This window comes from Mesorhizobium sp. M0037 (assembly GCF_040323635.1).
In the GTDB taxonomy this organism is placed as follows: domain Bacteria; phylum Pseudomonadota; class Alphaproteobacteria; order Rhizobiales; family Rhizobiaceae; genus Mesorhizobium.
Genome location: NZ_JAMYVB010000019.1, coordinates 65,183 through 86,021, shown reverse-complemented (window position 1 = coordinate 86,021; position 20,839 = coordinate 65,183). Strand labels below are relative to the sequence as shown.

Annotated in this window: 20 protein-coding genes; 9 read left to right on the top strand and 11 right to left on the bottom strand. The window is 64.4% G+C overall.

Annotated elements, in window-relative coordinates; all coding sequences use genetic code 11:
• Positions 1–69: 69 nt before the first annotated feature.
• From acuI to olsB, 3 genes are all read left to right on the top strand, one after another.
• Entirely contained in the window at positions 70–1,059 is a 990-nt protein-coding gene (acuI, locus tag NKJ78_RS24905) for an acrylyl-CoA reductase (NADPH) (RefSeq protein ID WP_023737536.1), read from the top strand.
• A 142-nt stretch (positions 1,060–1,201) separates the two neighbouring features.
• Positions 1,202–3,490, top strand: a complete 2,289-nt coding sequence (locus tag NKJ78_RS24900) for a response regulator (protein WP_023737535.1) — start codon at positions 1,202–1,204, stop codon at positions 3,488–3,490.
• Between the two features lie 276 nt (positions 3,491–3,766).
• Positions 3,767–4,642 carry a l-ornithine N(alpha)-acyltransferase gene (gene olsB, locus NKJ78_RS24895; protein ID WP_023683057.1) on the top strand — a complete coding sequence of 292 codons (876 nt, stop codon included), beginning with the start codon at positions 3,767–3,769 and terminating at the stop codon, positions 4,640–4,642.
• Between the two features lie 86 nt (positions 4,643–4,728).
• Here the strand turns inward: olsB and NKJ78_RS24890 are convergent, their stop codons facing one another.
• Entirely contained in the window at positions 4,729–5,361 is a 633-nt protein-coding gene (locus NKJ78_RS24890; RefSeq protein WP_023737534.1) for a trimeric intracellular cation channel family protein, read from the bottom strand.
• Positions 5,362–5,506: 145 nt separating this feature from the next.
• On the bottom strand, positions 5,507–6,136 hold the full coding sequence (grpE, locus tag NKJ78_RS24885; protein ID WP_023691975.1) for a nucleotide exchange factor GrpE: 630 nt from the start codon (positions 6,134–6,136) through the stop codon (positions 5,507–5,509).
• Between the two features lie 259 nt (positions 6,137–6,395).
• On the opposite strand from grpE, the gene NKJ78_RS24880 reads away from it, so the two are divergent.
• Positions 6,396–6,596, top strand: a complete 201-nt coding sequence (locus tag NKJ78_RS24880) for a hypothetical protein (RefSeq protein WP_023669766.1) — start codon at positions 6,396–6,398, stop codon at positions 6,594–6,596.
• An 84-nt stretch (positions 6,597–6,680) separates the two neighbouring features.
• On the top strand, positions 6,681–7,703 hold the full coding sequence (locus tag NKJ78_RS24875; protein ID WP_352460464.1) for a fatty acid desaturase: 1,023 nt from the start codon (positions 6,681–6,683) through the stop codon (positions 7,701–7,703).
• A gap of 146 nt (positions 7,704–7,849) precedes the next feature.
• On the opposite strand, the gene NKJ78_RS24870 is transcribed toward NKJ78_RS24875, so the two are convergent.
• The 6 genes from NKJ78_RS24870 to cysG all read right to left on the bottom strand — a co-directional run bounded on the left by NKJ78_RS24870 (position 7,850) and on the right by cysG (position 12,852).
• On the bottom strand, positions 7,850–7,972 hold the full coding sequence (locus tag NKJ78_RS24870) for a hypothetical protein (protein ID WP_352460463.1): 123 nt from the start codon (positions 7,970–7,972) through the stop codon (positions 7,850–7,852).
• A 42-nt stretch (positions 7,973–8,014) separates the two neighbouring features.
• Positions 8,015–8,548 carry a DUF934 domain-containing protein gene (locus NKJ78_RS24865; protein WP_352460462.1) on the bottom strand — a complete coding sequence of 178 codons (534 nt, stop codon included), beginning with the start codon at positions 8,546–8,548 and terminating at the stop codon, positions 8,015–8,017.
• 117 nt (positions 8,549–8,665) lie between these two features.
• Positions 8,666–9,430, bottom strand: coding sequence for a phosphoadenylyl-sulfate reductase (locus tag NKJ78_RS24860; RefSeq protein ID WP_023700114.1), 765 nt, complete (start codon positions 9,428–9,430; stop codon positions 8,666–8,668).
• Complete coding sequence (locus NKJ78_RS24855; RefSeq protein ID WP_023747039.1) at positions 9,405–11,075, bottom strand: nitrite/sulfite reductase; 1,671 nt, start codon at positions 11,073–11,075, stop codon at positions 9,405–9,407. Before NKJ78_RS24855 ends, NKJ78_RS24860 begins: the two co-directional genes overlap by 26 nt.
• Positions 11,076–11,110: 35 nt before the next feature.
• Positions 11,111–11,404 (bottom strand): DUF2849 domain-containing protein, encoded by a 294-nt coding sequence (locus NKJ78_RS24850; RefSeq protein WP_023691980.1) that lies wholly within the window; start codon positions 11,402–11,404, stop codon positions 11,111–11,113.
• Positions 11,401–12,852 carry a siroheme synthase CysG gene (gene cysG / locus NKJ78_RS24845; RefSeq protein ID WP_352460461.1) on the bottom strand — a complete coding sequence of 484 codons (1,452 nt, stop codon included), beginning with the start codon at positions 12,850–12,852 and terminating at the stop codon, positions 11,401–11,403. Before cysG ends, NKJ78_RS24850 begins: the two co-directional genes overlap by 4 nt.
• A gap of 418 nt (positions 12,853–13,270) precedes the next feature.
• Between cysG and NKJ78_RS24840 the strand changes: the two genes are divergently transcribed.
• The 3 genes from NKJ78_RS24840 to NKJ78_RS24830 are packed head-to-tail and all read left to right on the top strand — an operon-like array spanning position 13,271 to position 15,700.
• The gene (locus tag NKJ78_RS24840) at positions 13,271–13,720 is read left to right on the top strand and encodes a baeRF12 domain-containing protein (protein ID WP_023669773.1); all 450 of its coding nucleotides are present in this window, start codon (positions 13,271–13,273) and stop codon (positions 13,718–13,720) included.
• Complete coding sequence (locus tag NKJ78_RS24835; RefSeq protein WP_352460460.1) at positions 13,717–13,920, top strand: hypothetical protein; 204 nt, start codon at positions 13,717–13,719, stop codon at positions 13,918–13,920. The genes NKJ78_RS24840 and NKJ78_RS24835 overlap by 4 nt, the downstream gene beginning before the upstream one ends.
• Positions 13,910–15,700, top strand: a complete 1,791-nt coding sequence (locus tag NKJ78_RS24830; RefSeq protein ID WP_352562661.1) for a cation:proton antiporter domain-containing protein — start codon at positions 13,910–13,912, stop codon at positions 15,698–15,700. The genes NKJ78_RS24835 and NKJ78_RS24830 overlap by 11 nt, the downstream gene beginning before the upstream one ends.
• Positions 15,701–15,721: 21 nt before the next feature.
• Here the strand turns inward: NKJ78_RS24830 and NKJ78_RS24825 are convergent, their stop codons facing one another.
• The gene (locus NKJ78_RS24825; RefSeq protein ID WP_352460458.1) at positions 15,722–16,531 is read right to left on the bottom strand and encodes an AraC family transcriptional regulator; all 810 of its coding nucleotides are present in this window, start codon (positions 16,529–16,531) and stop codon (positions 15,722–15,724) included.
• 111 nt (positions 16,532–16,642) lie between these two features.
• Here NKJ78_RS24825 and NKJ78_RS24820 point away from each other — a divergent pair, with 111 nt between their 5' ends.
• Positions 16,643–17,563: a zinc-binding dehydrogenase gene (locus NKJ78_RS24820; protein ID WP_352460457.1), complete on the top strand. Its 921-nt coding sequence runs from the start codon at positions 16,643–16,645 to the stop codon at positions 17,561–17,563.
• 15 nt (positions 17,564–17,578) lie between these two features.
• On the opposite strand, the gene NKJ78_RS24815 is transcribed toward NKJ78_RS24820, so the two are convergent.
• Entirely contained in the window at positions 17,579–18,331 is a 753-nt protein-coding gene (locus NKJ78_RS24815; RefSeq protein ID WP_023669777.1) for an SDR family NAD(P)-dependent oxidoreductase, read from the bottom strand.
• 130 nt (positions 18,332–18,461) lie between these two features.
• The gene (locus tag NKJ78_RS24810) at positions 18,462–20,738 is read right to left on the bottom strand and encodes a transglycosylase domain-containing protein (RefSeq protein ID WP_352460456.1); all 2,277 of its coding nucleotides are present in this window, start codon (positions 20,736–20,738) and stop codon (positions 18,462–18,464) included.
• Positions 20,739–20,839 lie beyond the last annotated feature (101 nt).

The window sequence follows — 20,839 nt, the reverse complement described above, 5'->3', positions numbered from 1 at the left end:
GGTCGCCGCACAGTTCGGCCAGAGCCAGCCAATGCCGACCGCCAGCCTTTGCGAAGCCGAGGAGAAGAGATGCCTGAAACCTTCAAAGCCATCCTCGTTTCGCGCGACGCCGAAAAGAAGCAATCGGTCGAGATCGTCGATTTCGGCGAAGCCGATCTGATGGAAGGCGACGTAACTGTCGCGGTCGAGGCGACGACGGTCAACTACAAGGACGGGCTGGCCATCACTGGGAAAGCGCCAGTGATCCGCCGCTGGCCGCTGGTGCCGGGCATCGATTTCGCCGGAACCGTCCTCTCCTCATCGCATGCCGACTGGCGCAAGGGCGACAAGGTCATCCTCAATGGCTGGGGCGTCGGCGAGACGCATTTCGGCGCCTATGCCGGGCGCGCGCGCGTCAACGGCGACTGGCTGGTGCCGTTGCCCGACGGCATCAGCGCGCACGATGCGATGGCGGTCGGCACCGCCGGCTATACGGCCATGCTTAGCGTCATGGCGCTGGAGCGGCACGGCATCCTGCCGGATCGCGGCCCGGTGGTGGTGACGGGTGCAGCCGGCGGCGTTGGGTCGGTCGCGGTCTCGATCCTGTCCAGCCTTGGCTATCACGTCATCGCCTCGACCGGCCGCAACGCCGAAAGCTCCTATCTGATCGACCTCGGTGCCGCCGAAGTGATTTCGCGCGAGGAACTCTCCCAGCCGGCCAAGCCGCTGGCCAAGGAGCGCTGGGCCGGCGGCATCGATGCCGTCGGCAGCCACACGCTGGCCAATGTGCTGTCGATGACCGCCTATGGCGGCGCGGTCGCCGCCTGCGGCCTGGCGAGTGGCATGGATCTGCCGTCGAGCGTCGCCCCTTTCATCCTGCGCGGCGTCTCGCTGCTCGGCATCGATTCAGTGACGGCGCCAAAGGCTGTGCGGCTGGAAGCCTGGCGCCGCATCGGCAGCGATCTTGATCTCAAGAAGCTCGCCGGCCTGTCGACGACCATCGGCTTCGACGGCATCATCACCGCCGCCCATGACATCGTCGAGGGCAAGATCAGGGGCCGCGTGGTTGTCGATATGTGAGGCTCCCGAAGCATGATCCCGAAAGGGAATCAGGTTTCGGAAAAGATCAGGCGATGCGGAAAACCGCCAAAAATGCATGACCGCTAAAATTCGAACGATCCGCCGCGCTTTTCCATAATCTCTATCTGGCAAGGAGTTCCGCATGATCGCGGAGTCCGCCAGGAAAGAGAAGAGCCGTGCCGAAAGCGTCGACGGGCCGAGTCCGGCGACGGCGAAGCGGCAGCGTGTTGCGCCGCCGCCTCTGGCGCCGGATTTGCCGCGCGCCACGTCCGAGGGCCTGCCGTTCCTGACGGTGGTCGCCAGTGTCGTGCTGGCGGGCCTCTCCCACCTCACCGGCGCTCCGATCTTCATCACCCTTGGCTTGCTGGCGACAGGCCTTGCCGGCGTCGCCATGCACCTGCGCAGCCGGCGCACCGTCCGCCGCGCGGCGGCCTTGCTCGACGAAACCGCGGCCCGCAGCCGCGCCGAGATCGAGACGCTGGCCGACCGCATGTGGGAGATGCAGGAGAGCGAGGAGCGTTTTCGCGGGCTGATCGATGCGCTCGGCGATCTCGTCGTCCACCGCGACCGCGACGGCCACATCGTCTACGCCAACAAGGTTTTCGCCAGCCTCGTCGGAACCGACCAACGCGACCTTGCCGGGAGGACCCTCGCCGAACACGGCATCGATGTCGGCATCGTCCCCGACGCCGCCTTTTCCGATCATGAATGCCTGAGTTCCACCGACGTCTCCATACGCACCCCGAACGGTCCGCGCTGGTTCTCGTGGATCGAACTGTCGGTACGCGACAAGGATAGCGGCGCCGTCTCGCACCGGGCGATTGCCCGCGACATCACCGCGCGCAAACGCGCCGAATCCTCGCTGATCACCGCGCGCGAGCGCGCCGAATATGCCAGCCAGGCCAAGTCGCGCTTCCTCGCCACCGTCAGCCATGAGATCCGCACGCCGATGAACGGCATCATGGGCATGGCCAAGCTTCTGGCTGACACCAATCTGTCGCCCGAGCAGCGCACCTATGTCGGCGCCATCTCGACCTCGGCCAGCGCGCTTTTGGCGCTCATCGAAGACCTGCTCGACTATTCCAAGATCGAGGCCGGCCGCTTCGACCCGGAACCGCAGCCGACATCGTTGCGTGAAATTGCCGACAACATCATCGAACTGATGGCGGCGAAAGCCTTCGCCAAGAACATCGGCCTCGGCTGTCATGTCGAGCCCGACGTGCCACAGATGATCATGGCCGATCCGGGAAGAGTCAGGCAGGTGCTGCTCAACCTGATCGGCAATGCGATCAAGTTCACCGACACCGGCGGCGTGCTGGTTTCGGTTGCACGGGCCCGCACCGAGACCAGCGAGCGCATCTGCTTCACCGTCGCCGACACCGGCCCTGGCCTGCGCGAAGAGGATATGGAGCGCATCTTCGAGGAGTTCGAACAGTCCGACGGCACCTCGACCCGCACCCATGGCGGCGCCGGCCTCGGTCTGGCCATATCGAGGCGCCTGGTCGCCGCCATGGGCGGTGCCATTTCGGTGTCGAGCCGGCTTGGCGAGGGATCGGAATTCGTCTTCGAGATCCCGGCGGCAGGAGCAACCGAAGCACCGCAGAGCCGGCAGAACATCCTGGCCGGCCGGCGCGCCGTGATCGTGTCGAAGAACGCCGTCGAGGCCGACGCCATCGCCCGCACCATCCGCGCCCATGGCGGCGCCGTCGACGTCGCCGCAACCGCTTCCCAGGCGACGCCCTTCGGCGAACATTGCGATGTGCTGTTGATCGACGCGGCCCTGGAGGACGGCGACGGCAGACTGCTCAAGCGCCTGCGCCAGAGTGGCTTTGCCGATTGCGAGGCGATCACGCTGATCGCGCCGACCGACCGCGGCATGCTTGGCGAATTCCGCACCAGCGGCTACGCCACCTTCCTGGCGAGGCCGGTGCGCGGCGAAACCCTGCTGCGCGTGCTGCTGACCAGTCATGCCCCTGCCTTGCCGCCGCCCAAGCCGGAAAAGACCCGCGCGTCCTCGCTTCGTGCCCATGGCGGGCGCCAGCAAGGTTTGTCGGTGCTGATCGCCGAAGACAACGACATCAACGCCATGCTTGCCCGCGCCACGCTTTTGAAGGCGGGACATCGCGTGAAAGTGGTCGGCAATGGCAAGGCCGCGGTCGAGGCGGTGACCGAGGCCGGGCTGAAAAATCGCTTCGATGTGGTGCTGATGGATTTACACATGCCGGTCATGGACGGGCTGGACGCGATCGCCGCCATCCGCCGCCACGAGGAGGAAATGGCTGTGCCGCCGGTTCCGATCATGGTGCTTTCGGCCGACAGCCAGGAAAAGACCCGCCACACCGTGCTCGCCCATGGCGCCAGCGGCTTTGTCACCAAGCCGCTCGATCCCGACGCGCTGGTCCATGCCGTCGAGGGCCAGGTGGCCGCCTGAATTCATGTCGCTCAAAAATGGCCCCGGTTTTGAGAAGACGACATGCACAAAACAAAGACTTGAAGCGGGTCGCGTGAATCGTCCCAGCGCGACGCGCTTCAAGGCGACATTGGCGCAATCCTCGCGTCACGTAGGTAGCCGAATGAGGGTTTTCGCCAGCCGACGAAGTATTGCCCGTCGCGCCGTATCACGGTACTGTCACAATCCTGTTGCACCTACACCGTATCCCCGTGCCAAGAGGGATGGCTCGAAGGAGAATCACTCGTGCACACAGTTATGCCGGAATGTGACACTCGGCCCAGCGCAGGCGGCGCTTTGCTCGCCGCGCGGAACGCCGATGCCGTCGCAACAGGCGCACCGCTGGGCCGTATCGGCAATCTCGAAGTGCGGCTTGCCCGCAATGAGGCCGAGATCGCCGCCGCGCAGGAAGTGCGCTACCGGGTGTTTTATGACGAGCTTGGCGCCAGGAAGGACCTGTTCCAGGCGCAGGACCGGCGCGACGCCGACCGCTTCGACCCGCTGTGCGACCATCTCCTCGTGCTGGACACTTCGATCTCCGGCCCCGAGCATCGCCGCATCGTCGGCACTTACCGCCTGCTGCGGCAAGAGATTGCCGCGACCGCCGGCGGCTTCTATTCCGAAGGCGAGTTCGAGCTGACCAAGCTGATCGCCCGCCATCCCGGCCAGCGCTTCCTTGAGCTCGGCCGCTCCTGCGTGCTGCCGGAATACCGCTCGAAGCGCACCATCGAGGCGCTGTGGCAAGGCATCTGGGCCTACATCAACCACTATGAGATCGGCGTGATGACCGGTTGTGCCTCGTTCCCTGGCACGGTGCCGGCTGCGCATGCCGAGGCGCTCACCTACCTTGCCCATCACTGCCGGACCAACTCCGCCTGGGATGTGCGGGCGGTCTCCGGGCGCTATTGCTCGATGGACCTGATGCCGATCGAGGCGGTCAACGCCAAGGCGGCGATTGCGGCCATGCCGCCGTTGGTCAAGGGCTATCTGCGCGTCGGCGCCCGCATCGGCGACGGCTGCGTCATCGACCGTGAGTTCTCCACCGTCGATGTGTTCGTGGTGATGCCGGTCAAGGAAATCGGCGCCCGCTACGTCAACTATTATGGCGGGGAAGCGCAGCGCTTTGCGGCGTGAGGCAGTAGGCAGTAGGCAGTAGGCAGTAGTGAAGGCTGCCGCGAATTGCTGACTACCGACTATTCCCTACTCACTAATCCCTCTCCCTATGGAATATCCTCCGGTCGCCGTCCCGGGCGGCTCTTGTAGGACGGAAAGGTCCAGCCGAATTTCAGCGCGCCGCCGCGCACCAGGAAAGCCGCGGCGAAGCCGGCGACATCCGAGGCCAGCGGCGGCAGGCCGGCGAGATCGCCAAGTGTGTAGAGGCCGGCGCCCGCGAGTGCGGCGGTGACGTAGATTTCGGGCCTGAGCAGCACCGATGGCTCGCCGGCCAGCAGATCGCGCAGGATGCCGCCGAACGTAGCGGTCAGCACGCCCATAACAACGGAGACGACCGGCGAGCCGGTGATGGCCAGCCCCTTGGCCGCGCCCATTATGGAAAAGGCCGCCAATCCGATGGCGTCGAGCCAGAGCAGCCATTTCCAGCGGGATTCGACGCGGTGAGCGATGAAGAAAACCAGCACCGCAACCGCCGCGCAAACCAGCACATAGCCGGAGTTGGCGACCCAAAAGACGGGCAGGTTGAGGATGACGTCGCGAAGCGTGCCGCCGCCAATGCCGGTGACGCTGGCCAGAAACAGGAAGCCGATAATGTCGAGCTGCTTGCGCGAAGCCGCCAACGCCCCGGTCGCGGCAAAGACGGCGACGCCGGCATAGTCGAGGAGGTCGATGGGTGTCAGGGACATGAGGTAGTAGGGATTGGGAATTAGGGAAAGTATGAATAACACGAAGCCGCGCGATTGATACGCCTGCCTATTCCCTCTTCCCTCTTCCCTATTCCCTCTTCCCTATTCCCTCTTCCCTATTCCCTACTGCCTACCCTACTCACGCATCCTTCTCGGCCTGCTCGTTCACCGGCCCCGGCTCGACCGGCGCTTCGGTGGCCGCGATCTTGGGGCCGCCCTTGGCGACCCCGACCATGGCCGGCCGCAGCACGCGCTCGCCGATCGAATAGCCCGGCTGCACGACCTGGACGACGGTGTTGGCCGGCACATCGGGATTGGGCACTTCGAACATCGCCTGGTGGAAATTCGGGTCGAACTTCTCACCTTCCGGCTCAAGCTTCTTCACCCCATGCCGTTCCAGCGTCGACAGCATGGCGCGCTCGGTGATCTCGACGCCGTCGATCAGCGCCTTGAAGCCGGCGTCTCCGGCCGCTTTCGCCTCGGCGGGGATAGCATCGAGTGCGCGGCGCAGATTGTCCGACACCGACAGCATGTCGCGGGCGAAATTGGCCACCGCATAGGCGCGCGCATCATGCACGTCGCGGGCGGTGCGGCGGCGCAGATTCTCCATCTCGGCTGCGACGCGCAGCGCGCGGTCCTTCAGCTCCTCGTTTTCCTTCAGCAGCCGCACCAGCGCTTCATAGTCGCCGTCGATGCCGCCTTGCGTGCGCTCGGCCTCGGCCGTTTCAATATCCTCGGGCGCGCGTTCGTCTTTTGTCTGGTCGCTCATCGCCATTTCCCGTCATTCGAATGGTTTGGATTTGCGCCCGATATCGAGGTTTGGCGGCCAAAAATCAAGGGGCAAGCCAAGAAGGACGCCCAACAGCAGACAATGTTGCGGGCTGCCCGTCGGACTTGGTGCGGGACGCAAAGACGTTCAAAATTAATTCAAACTTTACCGTAACGGCAGCCTTTGCTTGCCAATACCCCGCTATGGGGAACCATTCAAAGCTTGGAGGAGTTTTGAAACCGACACAGGATTTGAGATCATGGACCGCAATACTGGCAACAGAAGCGAAGAGCTCGCCGCCGACATCAGGCGCCAGTTCGGCACCGAGGCGACGACGCGCTTCTTGCGCACCTTGCCGGCCTTCCGCACCGAGGCCGACATTCCCGCCCGTTTCCGGGACCTGCTCGATCGGCTGGACGGCATAGAAGCCAGCATGGCCGGCGGCCAACGCCGTCAATAGCGATGCAATCGCGCGACAATTACGCGCAGTAATTTCGCGTGAGCTTTTCCTTGCAGCAGCGGGACGCCCCGCCTATGCTTCCTGATGAACATGATTTCCCCCGAGACGGCCGCCAACAGCAAGCGCGCCTGGTTGAAGATCCTGGCGCGCTACAAGAAGCCCGACCGGCGACGCAGCACTCTTGAACTCGCCATCACCCTTATTCCTTTCGTTACGCTGTGGGCGCTGTCTTCGGCAGCCTATTCCTATGGCCACTGGTGGGGCTTGATCCTGATCCTTCCCGCCGCCGGTTTTCTGGTGCGGATCTTCATGATCCAGCACGATTGCGGCCACGGCTCCTTCTTCGCCAACCGCACTGCCGACGACTGGATCGGCCGCGCGCTCGGCGTGCTGACGCTGACCCCTTACGATTGCTGGCGGCGCGCGCACGCCACCCATCACGCCAGCGCCGGCAATCTTGACGAGCGCGGCATGGGCGATATCAGGACGTTGACGGTTGCTGAATACCGCCGGCTGTCTTGGCGGGGACGCCTTGCCTATCGTCTCTACCGCCATCCCCTGGTGATGTTCGGCCTCGGGCCGATCTGGCTGTTCATCTTCGAGCAGAGGCTGCCCGTCGGCATGATGCGCGGCGGCCTGACGCCCTGGGTGTCGTCGATGACCACCAATCTCGGCATCGCGGTTGCGGCAGCGCTGCTTATCTGGCTGGTCGGCCCCGGCGCTTTCCTGATCGTCCATTTGCCGATCGTGATCCTGGCCGGATCGGCCGGCATCTGGCTGTTCTACGTCCAGCACCAGTTCGAGGAGACGGAATGGGCGAAGGACGAAGAGTGGGAATTCCAGCGTGCCGCCCTGCACGGCTCGTCCTATTACGATTTGCCGCCGGTGCTGAACTGGTTCACCGGCAATATCGGCGTCCATCACGTGCACCATCTCTCCGCCAAGGTACCGGGGTACCGGTTGCAGGAAGTGCTGCGCGACTATCCGGAATTGCGCGGCATCGGCCGCGTCACGCTTCTCGACAGCCTGCGCTGCGTCAAGCTGGCGCTATGGGACGAGAATCGCCGCAAGCTGATCTCGTTTCGCGAAGCGCGGGCCTTGGCCTAAAAGCATTCCAGCAAAGTGAAGCGGTTTTCCCGGGAAAACCGCGCAGCGCTTTCCCTCGGGATCGCATAAAACAAGAAATAAACCGCCGCACCAAAGGGGCGGCTGCATCTCCCAGAAGATCTGCTCAGGTTGCCTTGCGCTCCGCATCAGGACCTTGCAGCCCTGATCACGTCAGCCGCCTTTTCGGCGATCATGATGGTCGCTGCATTGGTGTTGCCGCCGATCAGCGCGGCTTCCTCCCTGGGGGATACTTCCGTCCGGACAGCCAAGAGATCACAGTCTTTGTAAAGACAGGCGAAATTACCGCTGCGTCAGCTGTTGCGAACGCGCCGCCAGGAGTATTTCGGCCCCTTCGGCTCCGACGCTTCGGTCGGCTGATAGTAAAGGCCCAGCCCGCCTGTGCGGCCTTCTTCGAGGCGCTTCAGCAGAACCGGGTTGGAGATTTCGAACTCGTCGAAGCCGAGGCGCAGCATATGCGGCAGCTGGTCGACGAGCACCTGGCCAGTGGCGCGGACCGCGCCCTCGAAATGGTAGCGGCTGCGCAGCAATTCGCCCTTGGAAAACGAGCGGCCGTCGCTGAAGGCCGGGAAGGCCAGCGCCACCAGCGACAGCTGGTCGAGCAGATCCACAATCTTTTCCAGCTGGTCGCCGGGCTGCAGCGCGACGCCAAGCCGCTCCTTGGCCGAGCGCCGCACTTCGGCATCGAGGCCGAGAAATGCCTGCAACGGCAGGATGAAGCGGCCATTGCCCGCCAGTGCATCCGCACTTTCGGCATGTGTCCACTCGTCTTCGCGAAAACCCGTCCGGGTCCAGAGGCGGGTCTCCGCTGTGGTCTGTTCAGTCATAGAAAATTCCTAAAGCCCTAAAAATCGAAAGTCCGCGAAAGCCGGTCCACACCAAACCGGCGGCCTCCGAGCGGAAGCCGCCGTTGCAGGCCAGCCTCACCTGAATATCACCATAGCTTAAAGGGATGCGTCGGTCAGCGACACTTCCAGTCCCGACAGATGGATGCCGCACTCGGTCTTGGCATGACCGGCCCAGCGTCCGCTTCGCGCATCCTCGCCCGGCTGCACCGGCTGCGTGCATGGGAAGCAGCCGATCGACAGATAGCCGTACGCAACCAGCGGATTTTCGCGCAGCGCATGCGCGCGCATGTAGTCAGCCTGGTCGGATGTCGTCCAGTGCGCCAGCGGATTGATGCGTACGCGCGGGCCGACCGCCTCGAACACCGGCAGCGCGGCTCGCGTCGCCGCCTGGAAGCGCTTGCGGCCGGTCAGCCAGGCCCGGAAGGGGGCGACGCCGCGCGCCAGCGGCTCGACCTTGCGCACGTCGCAGCAGGCATCGGTATTGCTCTGGTGCAGATTGCCGGTCGGATCGACCCGCTCGAGCGCCGCGTCTTCGGGCTTGATCACCCTGATGTTGGTCAGCCCGAAATCGGCGACCAGCGCATCGCGATAGCCCAGCGTCTCCTCGAAATGCTTGCCGGTGTCCAGGAAGATGACCGGCAGCGTGCGGTCGACCTTGGCGATCATATGCAGCAGGACGGCGGAATCCGCGCCGAAGGACGACACGGCGGCGATCTCGTCATGAAACAATTCGCTCGCCGCGCGTTCGATGATGTCGAGCGGGCTCAGATGTCCATACAGCGCGTCGAAGCCCGCCGCTTTGGCGGCGATGCTGTCGTCGACGTCGACGATGCGGTCAAGCGGCCTTGGTTTCGCCAGCATAGAGCGCCTCCTTGAACGGCGCGGGACCGACACGGCGGTAGGCGTCGATAAAACGTTCACTGGGACCGAGCCGAAGGCCGAGATAGGTGTCGACGATCTGCTCGATGGCGTCCGTGATCTCTTCCGAAGAGAAGCCGCGGCCGATGATTTCGCCAACCGAGGTGTTCTCGTCGGCCGATCCGCCAAGCGTCACCTGGTACAGTTCGGAGCCTTTCTTCTCGACGCCGAGGATACCGATATGGCCGACATGGTGATGGCCGCAGGCATTGATGCAGCCGGAAATCTTGAGCTTCAATTCGCCGATCTCGCGCTGCCGCTCGAGCGAGGCGAAGCGAAGCGAAATCTCCTGCGCGATCGGGATCGAGCGCGCCGTCGCCAGCGCGCAATAGTCGAGGCCAGGGCACGCGATAATATCGCTGATCAGGTTGGAATTGGCCGTCGCGAGGCCAATGTCGACCAAAGCGTCGTAGACCGCTTTCAAATCGGCGCGCGCCACATGCGGCAGGATCAGGTTCTGCTCATGGCTGACGCGCAATTCGTCGAAAGCGTATTTCTCGGCAATGTCGGCGACCGCTTCCATCTGGCTGTCGGTGGCATCGCCCGGCACCTCGCCGATGCCTTTCAGCGAAATCGTCACCGCGGCATAGTCGGGATGGCGATGGGTCACGACATTCTGGTCGAGCCAATCCGAGAAGCTTTTGGAATCGAGCCGCGCCAGCTTGATCGCCGCGTCGCCTTCCGGCCGGGCGGTCAGTGCCGGCGGCGCGAAATAGGCGTCGATGGCACGGATGTCGGCTTCCGGCAGCTTCAGCTCGGCGTCCTTCAGCTCCTGCCATTCGGCCTCGACCTGCCGGGTGATTTCCCCGACGCCGGTCTCGTGGACGAGGATCTTGATGCGCGCCTTGTACTTGTTGTCGCGGCGGCCATAGAGGTTGTACACGCGCAGGATCGCCGTGCAGTAGGACAGCAGGTCGGCTTCCGGCAGGAAGTCGCGGATCTTGCGCGCCACCATCGGCGTGCGGCCCTGGCCGCCACCGACATAGACGGCAAAGCCGAGCTCGCCGGCGGCGTTCTTCTTCAGATGCAGACCGATATCATGCGTCTGGATGGCGGCGCGGTCGCGCTCGGCCCCGGTCACCGCGATCTTGAACTTGCGCGGCAGGAACGAGAATTCCGGATGCACAGACGACCATTGCCGCAGGATCTCGGCATAGGGGCGCGGATCAGCGACCTCGTCGGCGGCGGCGCCGGCAAAGTGATCGGCGGTGACGTTGCGGATGCAATTGCCGCTGGTCTGGATGGCATGCATCTCGACGCTGGCGAGATCGGCCAGGATCGCCGGAATGTCGGACAGCGCCGGCCAGTTGAACTGGATGTTCTGGCGCGTGGTGAAGTGGCCGTAGCCCTTGTCGTATTTGCGCGCGATGTGGCCGAGCATGCGCAGTTGCGCGCTGTTCAGCGTGCCATAGGGCACCGCGATGCGCAGCATGTAGGCGTGCAGCTGCAGGTAGACGCCGTTCATCAGCCGCAGCGGCCGGAACTGATCCTCGGTGATCTCGCCGGACAGCCGGCGTTCGACCTGGTCGCTGAACTCGGCGACGCGGGCCTGGACAAAATCGTGGTCGAACTCATCGTAGCGGTACATGTTTCGTCTTTCAGGGCGCGTCCGCCCGTATTTTGTTAAGCTGCCCGCGCAGCCTGCTTGCCCAGATCTTCCCGGATGGTCGGGCCGGCGGCGCGGATCTTTTCGCGCAGCCGCACCGGCACGACGATGCCATTGACGACTTCAGCGTCGATCAGATTGACGTCGACAACCTGATTGTTGGCGTTGGCCTTGGCGCCGATTGCTTCCAGCCTGTCCTCTGCCGCTTGGTCATGGGCAAGGTCGGCATGGTCGACCGTCTCGGCCCAGCCACCATCGGCGTACCAGACGGCGATGCCGTCGGAGAGGCGGTTTGCGGTCAGTATCTTCATGGCTCGACCTCTGCGTCGGCCGCATTGGCGGCGCTCTCATGACTATGTGCCGCGAGCGGCTCGGAACGTTCAAAGTTGGCGCCGGCAACCGCGTCGCCGATGATGGTCATCACCGGACCAGTCAGATCGGCGCGCGCTTCCAGCGACGGCAAATCGGCCAGCGTGCCGTGGAAACGGCGGCGGTTCTGCAAGCTGGCATTCTCGACCACGGCAACCGCCGTGTCCGGCGACAGGCCGGCCTCGATCAGCCGTCCGGCGACTTCGGCGGCGACCGAGCGGCCCATATAGACGGCGACGGTGGCGCCGGAAATGGCGAGCTTGGCCCAATCCGGCAGCGAATTGCCCTTCAGATCATGGCCGGTGGTGAACACCATCGACGAGGAGACGCCGCGCAGCGTCAGCGGCAGCTCGAAATCGGCGGCGGCGGCAAAGGCGGCGGTGACGCCGGGGACGACATCATAGGCGATGCCGGCATCGCGCAGTGCGGCCATCTCCTCGCCGGCGCGGCCGAACACCAGCGGGTCGCCCGACTTCAGCCGCACGACGCGCTTGCCCTGCCTGCCAAGCTCGACCAGCAGCGCATTGATCTCGGCCTGGCTCTTGGTGTGGCATCCCTTGCGTTTTCCGACCGGCAGCCGCTCGGCGTCGCGGCGGCCCATGGCGACGATCGCCTCCGGCACCAACGCGTCATAGACGATGACGTCGGCTTCCATCAAAAGCCGATGCGCGCGCAGCGTCAGAAGATCCTCAGCACCTGGCCCGGCGCCGACCAGGGCGATATGGCCCGAAGCCGGAGCCTTCGACAGCAACAGATCGGTGGCGGCGTCATGCGCCTGCGAAAGCTCGCCGGCTTCGACGGCGCGCGCCGGTGCACCCTGGAAGAAACTGCTCCAGAACTGGCGGCGGGCGTTGCCTTTCGGCAGCAGCTTTTCGGCGGCACCCCGGAACGACGCGGCAAGCGCTGCCAGTGGCCCGAGCGACGGCGACAGCATGCGGTCGATGCGGCTGCGCAGCATCTGCGCCAGCACCGGACCCGCGCCTTCCGTGCCGATGGCGATGGCGACAGGGGCGCGGTTGACCAGCGCCGGGGTGAAGAAATCGCACAGCTCCGGCCGGTCGACGGCATTGACCGGAATGCCAAGGCGGCGCGCATCGTCGGCGACGCGGCGGTCGAGCGTCTCGTCGCCGCTGGCGGCAAACACCAAGACCGCGCCTTCGAGATGCGCGGCGTCGTAGGGGGCGTCGATACGGATGGCGCCGGTCGCGGCGATGAAGCTCAGCAATTCGGCGTCGGCAACATCGGCGATGATGCGAAGCACAGCACTTGACTGACCAAGCAGCCGCGCCTTGGCCAATGCTTCGCCTCCGCCGCCGACGATGGCCACGGCTTCGCCTTCGACCCGCATGAAGACCGGGAACGCGGTGAGCTTGGGATTGGCGTGCGGCATGACGAACAGATTCCGGAACAATTCGGCAGTTTTAGGCGCGGACGCGAAAAAGCTGAAGGAACCCACTCGCGCATCCCCTTGCGGGAGGCAATCGCTTTTCCGCAAGCCAAAGGGCCAAGAGAAAAATATTCCACATCCGCATACCAGGCGGATTCAAGCTGCTACCGCAGGCCTTGTTCTGCGGCTCTTTTATCCGGGAGCCGGCCAAGCTGCAAAATTATTTTTTCTGAATTCTACCAATCTAGTAGATTAAAGCCGTCACCTCGGACATTGCTCCGATGGACGATAGATCGGGCTTGATATGGCTGCGTGCGATCTCGGCGAACGAAGTGGAACGTTCCCGCTTCGCCACGCGTTCTGCCCCTGCCGTAACAGACAATCGTCGGCTGGATTTGAACCTTCAAACAGGAGCCCGCAAATGAGCAAGATCAACCTGAAACATGGCCTTCTGGTCATGGTGGCCGATGGCGAGAAAGCGCTGTTCCTGAAGAACGAGGGCGACAATCTCTATCCGAACCTGCAGCTCTTCCAGGAGATGAAACAGGACAATCCGGCAACGCGCGAACAAGGCAGCGACAGTCCCGGCCGCTACAATGACGGCCCCTCCGTGCATCGCAGCGCGGTTGAGGAAACCGACTGGCACCGGCAGGGCAAGGAACGCTTTGCCGAAGAGATCGCGGACCGGCTCTACAAGCTCGCCCATCACGGCATCTTCGACGACATCGTGCTGGTCGCGCCACCGCTGGTGCTCGGCACCATGCGCAAGAAATTGCACAAGGAAGTCACCGACAAGGTGCAGGCGGAGATCCCAAAGACACTGACCAACCGCCCGCTGATCGACATCGAGGCCATGCTGCAGGCGGCGTGACGCTCATCGATCATTCGCTATTGGCGCGCGCGGCGGTTTCGCTGCGCGCGCCTTTCGTTTTTTCAGCCCCTCGCGCCACCAATTTACGTCTTGCGGGTTGCGTCGCCCGCACCCCCTCCACCATATTGAAAAAGGCGGCGGCTTCGGGCGGCGCACACCCGACATTTCCCGAAAGGCGCTCCATAGACAATGCCGCATGACACGCCCCTTATCGCCACCATCGTCGCCGGTCTGGGGCTGGCATTCATCTTCGGGGCGCTCGCCAACCGCTTTCGCATCCCACCGCTGGTTGGCTACCTCGTCGCCGGCGTGCTGGTTGGGCCGAACACGCCCGGCTTCGTCGCCGATGCCGGCCTTGCCAATGAGTTGGCCGAAATCGGCGTCATCCTGCTCATGTTCGGCGTCGGCCTGCATTTCTCGCTGAAGGATCTTCTCTCCGTCCGCGCCATCGCCGTACCCGGCGCCATCGTCCAGATCGGCTTTGCCACCGCGCTGGGCGCCGGCCTTGCCTGGATGCTCGGCTGGTCGATGGGCGCCGGCCTGGTCTTCGGCCTGGCGCTTTCCGTCGCGTCCACAGTGGTGCTGTTGCGCGCGTTGCAGGAGCGACGGCTGATCGAGACCGAGCGCGGCCGCATCGCCGTCGGCTGGCTGATCGTCGAGGACCTCGCCATGGTGCTGGCGCTGGTGCTTTTGCCGGCGTTGGCCGGCGTGCTCGGCGGCCAGCCGCAGGTCGATGACCATGCGAGCCTTTTGTCGCTGCCGGCCAGCTACGGCATCTGGGGCGTCGTCGGCCTCACGCTGGCCAAGGTCGCCGCCTTCGTCATCGTCATGCTGGTGGTCGGCCGCCGGGTCATTCCGTGGATCCTGCATTACGTCGCCCATACCGGCTCGCGCGAGCTGTTCCGGCTGGCGGTTCTGGCGATCGCGCTCGGCGTCGCCTTCGGCGCCGCCAAACTGTTCGGCGTCTCGCTGGCGCTCGGCGCCTTCTTCGCCGGCATGATCATGAGCGAATCCGAGCTCAGCCACCGCGCCGCGGAGGAATCACTGCCGCTGCGCGACGCCTTCTCGGTGCTGTTCTTCGTCTCGGTCGGCATGCTGTTCGATCCGTTCAGCCTGATGAGCAATGGCTGGCCGATCCTGGCGACGCTGGCCATCATCGTGATCGGCAAGTCGCTGGCCGCCTTCGTCATCGTCATCGCCTTCCGCTATCCGCTGGGAACCGCCTTGATGATCTCGGCCAGCCTCGCGCAGATCGGGGAGTTTTCCTTCATCCTGGCCGAGCTCGGCGTCGGGCTGAAACTGTTGCCCGAACAGGGACGCGACCTGATCTTGGCAGGCGCCATCCTGTCGATCCTGGTCAATCCGCTGATGTTCCTTGCCCTCGACTGGATGAAGCCGTGGCTGGACGCGCGCGCCGCCAAGGCAGCACCACCGGAAGAGGCCAAGCCAGTCGGCCCGGCGACGCAGCCCGGACAAGTGGCCTCGGTGGCCGCTGCTGCCAAAGAGGACGGCCCGCCGCCACGCACAACGCTTTCGGGCCACACCATCCTGATCGGCTACGGCCGCGTCGGCAGCCTGGTCGGCGCGGCGCTGAAACAGGCATCGCTGCCCTTCCTGGTCATCGAGGACGCCGACAAGACGCTGGCGAGGCTCAGAGACGACGGCGTCGAAATCGTCTCCGGCAATGCGGCCAATGGGGGCGTGTTTGCCGCCGCCAATCCGCAGGGGGCCAAACGCTTGATCCTTGCCATCCCCAACGCGTTCGAGGCCGGGCAGATCGTGCTCAGGGCACGCGCCGCGAATCCCGGCATCAACGTCATAGCGCGGGCCCATTCCGATGCCGAGGTCGAGCACCTGATGGGGCTCGGCGCCGACACCGTCATCATGGGCGAACGCGAGATCGCCCGCGGCATCGTGCAAGAAGTGCTGGAGCAAAAGCCGATGCCGCGCCCCGAAGCCATTGAGCCCTCCCCGGCCTGAGGCTTGCCACAGGCGCATCGATCATCCAACGAAGGCGGAGCCGCCATTGTGCGCGACGCTGGCGAGATACTTTGCCGGCGGCTTGCCAAGCGCCTTCTTGAACATGGTGATGAAGGCGGTGACGGAGCCATAGCCAAGATCGCCTGAAACCTGCTGCACGCTGGCACCCGAGGCCAGCTCCCTTATGGCGACGATCAGATGCAATTGCTGGCGCCAGCGGCCGAAGCTCAGTCCGGTCTGCTTCACCACAAGACGGGCGAGACTGCTTTCTGAGAGCGCGACGCGGTTGGCCCACTCTGCAAGCGTGCTGCGGTCGGCAGGGTCTTGCGCCAACGCATCGGCGATCCGCCGCAAGCGCGGCTCGGCGGAGATCGGCAGATGCAGCTGCTGGACCGGCATGCGCGGCAGTTCGGAGAGCAGGATCGTGGTCAGGAGCCCGTCCCTCGCCTCATCCTCCTCCACGCGATCGGCCAGCTCGATGATCAGTTCGCGCAACAATGGCGAGATCGACAGCGTGCAGCACCGGTCCGGCAGATCGGCGGCTCCCGGCTCGATATAGACGAAGAAAATCCGCGCATTGGCCGTCGCGATATTGCTGTGTTCCATGCCACCGGGAATCCACACCCCGCAATGCGGCGGCACCATCCACAGACCGCTGGGCACGCGGCAGGTGACGCCACCGCCGAGCGCGAAGACGAGCTGGCCCTTCCGATGCCAATGGGCAGCCACTTCCGCTTTGGTTTCGGTAACGTCAACGCGCACGGCAATCGCAGGTGCCTGCACATCATCGACATCGAAATTGACCCAAGGGTAGCGGAGAGGCTGTCTCACAATTGACCGCTTTTAGCGACTATTCGCCATGATAGCTAAATTTTTTGATGCGGGAAGTCGATAGGCTCCGGTTCGTGGCTGGCATGTCACAAATCGTCAGGAAGGCTTCCCATGCGCGCGCTTGTCATCTCTCCCGACAGCACTACCCGGATCAGTCTTGCCGAGGTCGAGGACCCTCGGCCCCTCCCCAACGAAGCGCTTGTCTCAGTCCACGCTACCTCGTTGAACCGCGGTGAACTGCGCCTGCTCACCATACGCCCGGAAGGCTGGATACCTGGCCAGGACGTGGTTGGAGTGATCAAGCGGGCGGCAGCCGATGGCTCCGGGCCTGCCGTCGGCGCCCGGGTTGTGGCTTTGGTCGACGAGGCCGGCTGGGCCGAACGGGTCGCCCTTCCGACCGACCGTCTCGCCGTCGTCCCGGACGAGGTCAGCTTCGGGTCCGCCGCCACGCTTCCGGTCGCGGGCACGACGGCGCTCAGGGTCTTGCGCCATGGCGGCGACCTCGCGGGACAGCAGGTGTTGATCACCGGCGCCAGCGGCGCGGTCGGCCGTTTCCAGATCCAGATCGCCCGCGAGCAAGGCGCCGCGGTGACTGCAATCGCCGCCGCCCGGCACGCCGAGGATCTCCGCGGTCTTGGTGCTCACGAACTCGCCGAGTCGATCGAACTGGCCGAAGGGCCATTCTCTCTGATCACCGAGTCGGTCGGCGGCCAAAGCCTCGCCCATGCCATCGAACGCGTCGCCCCCGGCGGCACCATCGTCATGTTCGGTTCGAGCAGCGGCGAACTCACGCCGGTTAGCTTCAGACAGTTCGTTCCGGGCCATGAGGGAGCGAGGCTTCAGACTTTCGCCTACTACACATCCGGTCCAGCAATTGGCGCGGACATCGCCTCGCTGCTCGCTCTGGTCGCGGCTGGCCGGCTGGAAACCCGTGTGTCCATGACCGTGCCGTGGACAGACATCACCCAGGCCCTGGAGGCCCTGCGCCAGCGCAGCTTCAGCGGCAAGGCTGTTCTCACCATCGCCGAATGAGCAGTCTTTCAGTGCTCAGACGTGCTGGCCGCCATTGATGTGGATTTCCGAGCCCGTCACATAGGACGCCTGCTGCGAGCACAGGAAGAAGATGATGTCGGCGACTTCCGAGGTGGCGCCAAGGCGCCTGAGTGGGATCGTCTCGACGATCTTGTCGGTGCCCGGCGACAGGATCGCGGTGTCGATCTCGCCCGGCGCAATCGCATTGACGCGGATACCGTGCGGGCCGAAATCATGCGCCATCTCGCGCGTCAGCGAACCGAGCGCCGCCTTCGAGGTCGCATAGGCGGTGCCGGCGAAAGGATGCACGCGCGTGCCGGCGATCGAGGTGACGTTGACGATCGAACCTTTTGCTGCCGCAAGCTCCTTGAAGAGACCACGCGCGAGCATGATCGGCGCGAAGAAATTCACCTGGAACACATCGCGCCAGACATGCATCGGCGTGTCGATCGAATCCATGCGGCTGTTGCCGTCCTTGAGCTTCGGCGAAATGCCGGCATTGTTGACCAGCGCGTGCAATTGCCCGCCATGCGCTTCCAGCCGGTGACGGATCTCCGAGACGGCGATGCCGACATCCTCCTGGTCGGCGAGATCGACCTTGATGTGGTCCTCTGGGCCGGCTGGCCACGGGCAATCCTCGGCAAAAGCCTGGCGCGAACAGGTGATGACCCGCCAGCCCTCACGCGAAAAGCGCTTGACCGTAGCATGGCCGATGCCGCGGCTGGCTCCGGTCAGCACGATGGTTTTTCTGGTGTCGGTCTCAGCCATGTCTGTCACTCCGGCCGGAGATGTAGCCGAATGCCGCGGAGGTGGCGAGAGGCCGAATTGTCACCGCAGCTCTCATATGAGGAACGGATTGCCAGCTCGCCATTGGTTTGAAGCCAGAATGACGAGTCGCTCAGCCGCCGCCGAGAATATCCAGGATTGAGGTTTTCCGCTTCTTGGTGGGGCCGCCGACGCTGCCCGGCGGTACCGGATGCTTGATCGAGGCCGTGGTGCCGCCGTCGCCCGGCATGTTGAAACCGTCGGCATCGACGGTTTCGGCCGGACGGCGGACCGGTGCTTGTGCGGGTACAGCAGCAGGTGCCGGCGCGGCGGCAGGCTCAGAACGGCTGACGGCCACGGCAGGCAACGGCGCCGCCTGATTGTTATCGACTGACGGAATATCGTCGGGCACGATGGTGTCGGGCGGCGTCGACTTCCAGGTGCCGGGCAGCGGCCGGACCGGCACACCTTCATGCGCGGCCACCATGAACTCGTGCCAGGCCTGTGCCGGCAGCGCGCCACCGGTGACCTTCTTCATCGGCGTGCCGTCATCATTGCCGAACCACACGCCGGTGGTGAGGTTTGCGGTGTAGCCGACGAACCAGGCGTCGCGCGAATTCTGGCTGGTTCCGGTCTTGCCGGCCGACGGCCAGGCGAAGGCCGCCTTCCTGGCCGTGCCGATCTCGACCGTGCCGGTCATCATCGAGTTCATCATGCCGACAATGTTCTGCTTGACGACGCGCGGCGCGCTGCCGCCATTGTCGTCATAGAGCACCTTGCCTTCGGTCGTGGTGATGCGGCGGATGAAATGGATGTCGGGCTTGTAGCCGCCATTGGCGAACGGCACATAGGCCGATGTCAGCTCCAGCGGCGTCACTTCCGAAGTGCCGAGCGCGATCGAAGTGTTGGCGATCAGATCGGATTGGATGCCCATGCGGTGCGCCGCCTCGACCACCGCGTCGGGGCCGACCTCCATGGTCAGCTGTGCCGCGACGGAATTCAGCGACTTCGCCAAAGCGGTCGCCAACGTCACCTTGCCGAAATACTTGCCGCCGTAATTGTCCGGTGTCCACTTGCCGATCTTGATCGGTGCGTCGTTGCGCACGCTGTCGGGCGTGCGGCCGGCTTCCAGCGCGGCCATATAGACGAACGGCTTGAACGCCGAGCCCGGCTGGCGGCGTGCTTCGGAGGCGCGGTCGAACTGGCTGGTCGAATAGTCGTAGCCGCCGACCATGGCGCGCACGGCGCCGGAATTGTCGATCGAGACCAGCGCGCCTTGGCTGACATTGAGCTTCTTGCCGCTCTCGTCGATCAGCCGGCGGATCGACTGTTCGGCGAGCTTCTGCAGGTTGAGGTCGACGGTGGTGTCGACGACGATGTCGCTGCGCACGTCACCAATCAAATCGGGCAATTCTTCCATGATGGTGTCGGCGACATAGTTTTCCGAGCCGGTCCAATAGGATGGCGCGCGCGTTGCCGGCGCGCTCATCGCCGAGGCCAGTTCCTTGGCGCTGATCTTGCCTTCGTCGCGCATGGCGGCCAGCACCAGTTGCGAGCGCTCCTCCGCCGCCTTCGGATCCCGCGCCGGCGACAGTCGCGACGGCGCCTTCAAGAGGCCGGCGAGAAGGGCCGCCTCCGACAGAGTGACATCGCGTGCGCTCTTGCCGAAATAGCGACGCGAGGCCGCCTCGACGCCATAGGCGCCGGAGCCGAAATAAACCCGGTTGAGGTACATTTCGAGGATCTGGTCCTTGTTATGCTTGTGCTCCAGCCAGAGCGACAGCAGCACTTCCTGCACCTTGCGCTCCAGCGTGCGGTCGGGCTTCAGGAACAGGTTCTTGGCCAGCTGCTGGGTCAGCGTCGAGCCGCCCTGCGAGAAACGCCGGCCCAGAACATTGGTCACCATGGCGCGCGACAGGCCGATCGGGTCGATGCCGAAATGCGAATAGAAGCGGCGGTCCTCGATGGCGATGACGGCTTCGGGAATATAAGGCGACATTTCGTGCAGGCCGACCGCCTCCCCGCCGCTCATGCCACGGTTGGCAAGCAGTTGCCCGTCGACCGAGACGATCTTGATGTTGGGGGCACGGTCGGGGATGGACCAGGTGGTCGCCGCCGGCATCTTGGCGCCGTAATAGACGACAATGCCGGCCACCGCGATGCCGCCCCAGATGCAGAGCACGAAGCACCAGTAGAACATCCGGGCCATCACGCCGAACAGCCCGCGCCGGGGTTTGCCGCGCCGGCCGCGTGAGGATGATTTTGCTCTGGAGGTTTTGCGCGCCGTGGAGGATTTGCGATTGCCCGGCACGACGCGATCCTCCTCGTTCACCGAGAAACCGGCCGCGGATTTCGCCTTTGGCGATCCCTCGAAGCTGGGTTCGATGCGACTATCTCTGCGGTTCGCCATGCGTTGCGCTGTCTTCCCGGTGTCAATGGCGCTCGGGTTGGAGGGTAGATGCGGCGGTTTAAGGGCGCGTTAAAGCAGGGTTTATGCACCCTTTTCAGATT

Excerpts from the sequence above, each read along its gene's own strand:
- NKJ78_RS24900 (WP_023737535.1), top strand. The coding sequence starts at position 1,202 with ATGATCGCGGAGTCCGCCAGGAAAGAGAAGAGCCGTGCCGAAAGCGTC.
- NKJ78_RS24840 (WP_023669773.1), top strand. The coding sequence starts at position 13,271 with ATGAGCAAGATCAACCTGAAACATGGCCTTCTGGTCATGGTGGCCGAT.
- NKJ78_RS24810 (WP_352460456.1), bottom strand. The coding sequence starts at position 20,738 with ATGGCGAACCGCAGAGATAGTCGCATCGAACCCAGCTTCGAGGGATCG.
- NKJ78_RS24815 (WP_023669777.1), bottom strand. The coding sequence starts at position 18,331 with ATGGCTGAGACCGACACCAGAAAAACCATCGTGCTGACCGGAGCCAGC.
- NKJ78_RS24880 (WP_023669766.1), top strand. The coding sequence starts at position 6,396 with ATGGACCGCAATACTGGCAACAGAAGCGAAGAGCTCGCCGCCGACATC.
- cysG (WP_352460461.1), bottom strand. The coding sequence starts at position 12,852 with ATGCCGCACGCCAATCCCAAGCTCACCGCGTTCCCGGTCTTCATGCGG.
- NKJ78_RS24830 (WP_352562661.1), top strand. The coding sequence starts at position 13,910 with ATGCCGCATGACACGCCCCTTATCGCCACCATCGTCGCCGGTCTGGGG.
- NKJ78_RS24850 (WP_023691980.1), bottom strand. The coding sequence starts at position 11,404 with ATGAAGATACTGACCGCAAACCGCCTCTCCGACGGCATCGCCGTCTGG.
- NKJ78_RS24865 (WP_352460462.1), bottom strand. The coding sequence starts at position 8,548 with ATGACTGAACAGACCACAGCGGAGACCCGCCTCTGGACCCGGACGGGT.
- NKJ78_RS24820 (WP_352460457.1), top strand. The coding sequence starts at position 16,643 with ATGCGCGCGCTTGTCATCTCTCCCGACAGCACTACCCGGATCAGTCTT.
- olsB (WP_023683057.1), top strand. The coding sequence starts at position 3,767 with ATGCCGGAATGTGACACTCGGCCCAGCGCAGGCGGCGCTTTGCTCGCC.
- NKJ78_RS24855 (WP_023747039.1), bottom strand. The coding sequence starts at position 11,075 with ATGTACCGCTACGATGAGTTCGACCACGATTTTGTCCAGGCCCGCGTC.
- acuI (WP_023737536.1), top strand. The coding sequence starts at position 70 with ATGCCTGAAACCTTCAAAGCCATCCTCGTTTCGCGCGACGCCGAAAAG.
- NKJ78_RS24875 (WP_352460464.1), top strand. The coding sequence starts at position 6,681 with ATGAACATGATTTCCCCCGAGACGGCCGCCAACAGCAAGCGCGCCTGG.
- NKJ78_RS24860 (WP_023700114.1), bottom strand. The coding sequence starts at position 9,430 with ATGCTGGCGAAACCAAGGCCGCTTGACCGCATCGTCGACGTCGACGAC.
- grpE (WP_023691975.1), bottom strand. The coding sequence starts at position 6,136 with ATGAGCGACCAGACAAAAGACGAACGCGCGCCCGAGGATATTGAAACG.